This is a genomic window from Flagellimonas abyssi, assembly GCF_019457905.1.
Lineage (GTDB): Bacteria > Bacteroidota > Bacteroidia > Flavobacteriales > Flavobacteriaceae > Flagellimonas > Flagellimonas abyssi.
This window is the reverse complement of record NZ_JAHZSV010000070.1, coordinates 1-577: the sequence shown is the minus strand read 5'-3', so window position 1 is coordinate 577 and position 577 is coordinate 1. Positions and strand designations below refer to the sequence as shown.

Here is a 577-nt window from a genome sequence, read left to right as displayed (position 1 = left end):
CTATCTAATGGGACATTATACGGATGAACTGACCCTGTACAGCAATGTATTGCCCGAAGTACAGGAATTTGCCAATGGCCGTCTAACATCCTCCAATGGGAGTGTTGAACGGCTTTGGGACGGGGCCTATGAACTGATCTATGCAACGAACAGTATTTTGGAGGGAGTCCAAAACTCCACGGAACTGGGGCAGGAGGATGTCCATCGATTTCTGGGCGAGGCCTATTTTTTGCGGGCGTTCCTTCATTTCCATTTAATGGAACTGTTCGGTCCGGTACCCTTTATCGATTCGACCAATTTTGACATCAACAGTAAAGTAGGCCGTATGGATTTGGAGCCACTTTCCATCTTGATCTTGGAAGATTTGATGTTGGCAAAGGAATTGTTGGCCCAAGTGGAATCAGTGGACAATTACAGACCGAATTATTGGACGGTCACGGCATTTTTGGCCCGCTTTTACCTGTATCGGGAAGAATGGTCGAATGCCCTCACAGAGGTCCTGGAGGTGGAAAATGACGGTCCGTTCGGGCTGGAAGAGGATTTGCTGTTGGTTTTTAAAAAGGACAGCCCTGAAACC

At 47.7% G+C, this 577-nt stretch carries 1 protein-coding gene; it reads left to right on the top strand.

The window, feature by feature from the left end:
- Positions 1 to 7: 7 nt before the first annotated feature.
- A partial coding sequence (locus tag K1F36_RS19645) for a RagB/SusD family nutrient uptake outer membrane protein (RefSeq protein ID WP_220115307.1) occupies positions 8 to 577 on the top strand: 570 nt, incomplete at its 3' end.